This window comes from Adlercreutzia sp., from assembly GCF_056795635.1.
Map to the genome: position 1 here is coordinate 1 of NZ_JBQIIT010000054.1, position 4,878 is coordinate 4,878.

The window sequence follows — 4,878 nt, forward strand, 5'->3', positions numbered from 1 at the left end:
TTCGGGCTCGTGGGGGCTCCGTCTGCCGCCGCGGCGGAAGCCGACGCCCTACCGGGTTCCTATCAGTTGCCGCTGCACGCCGCGGCCGCCTCTGCGAAGGGCGGCGCGCCGGTCGCAACGGGGGACGGCGCCCCGGCTGCGACGAAGAGCAGCTCCCCGGCTGCGACGAAGGACGGCGCTCCGGCTGCAAAGGGAGACGGCTCCGCATCGGCCACGGCGAAGAGCGGCGCTCCGACTGCGAAGAGGGACGGCTCCGCATCGGCGGCGGGGAAGGAGCCGCGAGCCATCAAGCCTGCCCAGCCCGCATCGTTTGCCATTACTGGCATGAAGTATCTGCAAGGGCGCTCTCTTGCGGCTGGCGAGTTCACCTTCCGCTTGGGCGTGGCTGGCGTTGCATCGATTCCGCCTCAGTCCGATTTGCCGAAGAAGCTGCGCCAGGGCAGCTCGCTGAGCGCAGCCGAGAAGTACGAGCTGGTAACTGAGGCCGACCTGACCTACTATCCCTCGGCCACTCAGCCTGCGCCTTCCGATATCACGGTGGAAAACGCCGCCGACGGCACGGTGGCTTTCGAGCCCCTCGTCTTCGACGCGACGTCGGTTGGGGAGACGGCCACCCAGCGCCACCAGGGAGCGATCTTCTGCTACACCATTGCCGAGCTGCCCCCGCGCAACGCCGATGGCACGTTGAAGGACGGCGTGACGCGCGACGCCCTCGGGCGGTACGTCTATCGGGGCGTCACCTACGACAACTCCGTGAAGCGCGTGTACCTCTATGCATACGAGACCGGCAGCGATTCCAACAATCCCGAGATTGCCGTCGTGCCGCTGGGCGATGCCGCCTTCGCGGGTGCTCCGCTGAAGAGCGCCGTCGGCTCCGGCATGGGCTTCGTGAACATATTCAACGGCGCTGTGCTCGATTCGTATCAGGGCGCCGTTTCCCTTGACGGCGACGCCATCGCATCCGGCGAGTTCAACTTCGCCGTGCGCGAGGTGGGCGAAGACGGCAAGCTGATCGACGAGCACGAGGTGTCGTGCGAGGCGTCGGAGGGCGGCCATGCGGCACCGATCCAACTTATTGCCGATGCGACGTACGATGAGCCAGGGCGTTTCTTCTACGCGGTGAGCCAGATCGAGTCGGCGCGGTCGGTTGCCTCGAAGGTGAAGCTGGACGAGTCGTCCTATGTCATCACCGTGGAGGTGCGAAAAGGCGACGACGAGCGCCTCGATGCCGCGGTGACCTATGTGCGTAAGAAACCGGCGGACAGCGACCAATGGGTCGATGTGGACCTCGATGCCAAGCCGAGCCCCGTTGTCTGGGAGAACACGCAGAAGGCGGCCGACAATCCGGCTGACGACGGGAGCGAGGGCGGAAGCGGTGCGGGATCGGCGACGAAGCCGGACGATTCCCAGAACGCCGGTGCGGATGCGGGCGCCAGCTCGGGCGCGGCCGATGGCGGCCCGGGGGATGCGACGACCACCGTTCCCGCTGAGGGGGCCGGGCGCCCCGATGCCGTCGGCTCCGGCGACGTCGCGACCGATGCGGCCTCCGAGGCCGATGGGCCCGATGGGGCCGGCGATGCCGACGATGCTGCTGGGGCCGATGGGGCCGTCAAGCCGGGCGACCACCAGGGCAACGCTTCTGCGTCTTCCAAGCCGACCGCTAAGGACGATGAGTCCTCCGCGGATGGTGGTGCGGCGAAAACGGACGTTGCCGCGGACGCAGAGAGCGCCGATGCGTCCAAGGCCCCCGGCGCCTTCGCCCAGACCGGCGACGACCTCGGTTTGCCGATGCTCATCGCATTTCTCGTGGTCATTGCAAGCGGCGTGGTCTTGGCTGTGGTGAGCCGTCGTCGCAACCCGCGAGGCTAGGCCGTGAACAACCAATGATGACAGGGCGCCTCGGCTTTGAGCTAAGGCGCCCCATTGTATAATGAGCAAGTCTGCCGCCTTGGCGGCTTAGATGCCCTGAAACGCACTGCAACCGCACCACCCGAGGAGGTCCGTCCTTGAAGAAAGCCCTGCTGCTCATATTGGGCATCGTGGCCGTCTGCTTCCTCATCGGCAATGCCGATTACCTGGCCAACTTCATCGATACACTGAAGACGGGGGCGCTTGTGCCCCTTGTGCTCTCCATCGTTCTCATGCTGGGACGCCATTTCGTACAGGCCGCCTCCTACGACGCCGCCTTCGACGCCGTAGGGCACGCCACGGGCTTCTGGCACAACGTCATCCTTATCTTCTCGCTCGTGTTCATCAACACGTTCTGCCTGTTCTCGGGAGCCACCGGGGTGGCCTTCATCATCGACGACGCCCATCGCGAGGGGTGCGATGCGGGGCAGTCCACGGGAGGTGCCATTCTCTCCCAGATCGGATACTTCGCCGCCATCTTCGTCATTTCTGCCATCGGGTTTTTCACGATGCTCGTGGCCGGCCAGGTGAACTTCCTCTTCGTGACCGGCGCGGTGGTGCTGGCGGGCACGCTTGTGGCCCTGTCGAGCCTGTTTTTCATCGGCTACCGCAAGCCGCGGGTGCTCTACCGGTTCTTTTTGGGGCTCGAGCGTGCGCTCAACCGCGTGATCGGCCTGTTCAAGAAGGCCCTGCCCGCCGGGTGGGGGCGCAAGACGGCCCATTCCTTCGAGAACACGGCGAACATTTTGGCCCGCAACCCCAAGGGCACGCTCATCACCGTGGCCTATGCGTCGCTGTCGGCCATTCTGAACATGGCCACGCTCGTGGCCATCGGCTTCGCCTTCGGCTTCGAGCAGGCGGCGCCTTTGGTGGCGGCCTTCGCCGTGGCGGCCATCTCGGTCATCTTGAGCCCCACGCCCCAGGGCATCGGCGTGGTGGAGGCGGCCATTGCGGCCATCCTCACGGCATCGGGCTGCTCGCTGGCCACGGCCACGGCCATCGCGCTCGTGTACCGCGGCATCATGTTCTGGATTCCCTTCTGCATCGGCGCGGTGCTGCTCTCCCAATCGGGCTTCTTCGCCAGCAAGAAGACGGCCACCGAGGAGCAGAAGCACAAGGACATCGGCTGGATCGCCGGTACGCTCGTGGCCATTATCGGGCTTGTGAACATTGGCCTCGCGTTCATCCCCTCGTCGTTTGCGCCCTACACCATGCTCACGTCCTGGATCGACATGTCCACGGTGTTCGTGGGCGGCCCGCTCATCATCGGCTCCATGCTGCTGCTCGTGCTGGCGGTGGGGCTTGTGCTGCGCTTCCGTACAGCGTGGGCCTTCACGGTGTGCCTGCTCGTGCTCATCGCCGGGGCCGAGTTTCTGTTCCAGGGCACGATCCATGTGGGCGTCGCGGGCGTTCTGCTGGCGGTGTGGCTGTTCCTGAAGCGCCCCGCCTTCGACCGCCCCTTCTCGCTCGGATCGCTCCAGCACTACGTGGACGACGCCCTCGCCCACGCGCGCAAGCGCATCGACGGTGCGCGCGAGCGGAGCCAGGCCCGGCGTGCGGCCACGGAGGCGGCTTCCGAAGATTTACGAAGGAAAACAGGTTGGGAACAGCAGGCCCAGGAGGGGCTAACGCTGAGTAAAACCACCCCCGATGGCGCTATGCTGGTAGCCGAGGACGACGGTGCGTCCGGCTCGCCCTGCCCGGCGGCTTCCGAGGGTCCCGTGCTCTGCCCGGGACGTGCCGAGGGAGGCGAGGGCTAGGCGCGCAGCCGTCCCGCGCCGCCAAAAACGGAAAAGCGGAGGTACGCTATGCGCGGGAATTTGCAGAAGATCATGATCGGCATTGTGGTTGTGATCGTGCTCGCGTTCATATTGTTTTCGGGCGACTCGCTCGTGAAGCTGGTGGACACCATCAAGCAGGGCACGCCCGCCTTCATCATCGCGGCCGTGGCGGCCCAGGTGGGCAAGTACCTGGCCCAAGGCCGGGGCTTCCAGGCCTGCTTCAACACGGTGAACGGCCATGTCAGCTATGGTACGGGGCTTTCGCTCGTGTTCGGCACCTTCTTCATGAACACGGTGGCACCCTCTATGAACCTGGCGGGCACCTCGCTCGTTATGGCCACGGCCACGAAGAACGGCATGCAGGCGGGCAAGGGCACCACGGCGGCGCTGCTCATGCAGCTGTCCATCGACACCGGGTTCGTCATCATCATGCTTGTCACCTTCGGTGCGCTGTCGTTTACCGTGGGGCTGCAGCCGGGCTGGCTTGCCGTCGGCGCAGTGGCCATCGCGCTCGTGGGCGGCCTCGTGTTCATGATCACCGTGGGCGGCCTCAAGCCCAATTTGGTGCTGAAGGTGCTGCACCCCTTCGTGAAGCTGGCCGACAAGGTGCTCGCCCATTTCAAGAAGCCGCCGGTGGACGATGCCGTCACGCGCACCATCCACAACTTCTCCGATGCGGCCCACCTCATCACTAAGAACCCGCGAAAGACCGTGCAGTCGTTTCTGTGGACCACGTTGTCGAGCGTCTGCGAGATGGGCTGCTTCGTGCTCGTGGGCTTCGCCTTCGGCGTGCACCACCCAGAAGCGCTGATCTGCGGGTATGTGGTGGCCACGCTGTTTGCTATGATTTCTTTCGTACCCCAGGGCGTGGGCGTGGTGGAGGCGGCGGTGACCGTGGCCTTCGCGCTGTTCGGCGTCGACTCGGCCACGGGTCTGGCTGTGGTCATGGTGTACCGCGGCATCGTGTTCTGGCTGCCGTTCTTGGTGGGCGCCTTCGTCATCCAGCGTATGAGGGCCTTCGTGCCCAGCAAGAAAAAGATCGAAGGCGCCATGGCCCAGGATCTGAACTCGGCGGTCTCCGGCCAGGCGGCGGCTTTGGAAGAGGCTTCGGAAGCTTTCGCAGCGGAGCCCGCAGGCATCTCGACCACGTCGATGGAGGTCGAGCCCGCGGCTGTGGCCGGCAAGCCCG

Annotated in this window: 3 protein-coding genes; all 3 read left to right on the forward strand. The window is 65.5% G+C overall.

The features are described 5' to 3' along the window. Positions 1 to 1,869, forward strand: a 1,869-nt coding sequence (locus ACTOXK_RS12050; protein WP_482279998.1) for a Spy0128 family protein, incomplete at its 5' end; no start/stop codon positions are given. A gap of 137 nt (positions 1,870 to 2,006) precedes the next feature. Then, on the forward strand, positions 2,007 to 3,668 hold the full coding sequence (locus tag ACTOXK_RS12055; protein ID WP_482279999.1) for a lysylphosphatidylglycerol synthase transmembrane domain-containing protein: 1,662 nt from the start codon (positions 2,007 to 2,009) through the stop codon (positions 3,666 to 3,668). Between the two features lie 48 nt (positions 3,669 to 3,716). Further along, the coding region (locus ACTOXK_RS12060; protein WP_482280000.1) for a lysylphosphatidylglycerol synthase transmembrane domain-containing protein at positions 3,717 to 4,878 on the forward strand (1,162 nt) is incomplete at its 3' end.